The sequence below is a fragment of the Streptococcus sp. 210928-DFI.4.42 genome, assembly GCF_020554365.1.
Lineage (GTDB): Bacteria > Bacillota > Bacilli > Lactobacillales > Streptococcaceae > Streptococcus > Streptococcus parasanguinis_S.
Map to the genome: position 1 here is coordinate 1 of NZ_JAJCHF010000071.1, position 262 is coordinate 262.

Annotated in this window: 1 tRNA gene; it reads left to right on the forward strand. The window is 49.2% G+C overall.

Annotated elements, in window-relative coordinates:
* Positions 1-188 precede the first annotated feature (188 nt).
* Positions 189-261, forward strand: a tRNA-Val gene (locus LIZ08_RS10345).
* Position 262 lies beyond the last annotated feature (1 nt).

Consider the following 262-nt stretch of genomic DNA (forward strand, 5'->3'; position numbering starts at 1 on the left):
AGAACGCCGGAAGTAGTTGGGGGTTGCCCCCTGTGAGATAAGGTAGTCGCTTAGCAAGAGATTGAGCCTAGTAGATACTAGGCTCATTTGGGAGTTTAGCTTAGTTGGAATCGAGAGGTATTCGAGATTCCAATCGGCGGATAAGAGAAACGTAGTTTCTCACCGTTGGCTGAGTTAAACGCTCATTTGGGAGTTTAGCTCAGCTGGGAGAGCATCTGCCTTACAAGCAGAGGGTCAGCGGTTCGATCCCGTTAACTCCCAT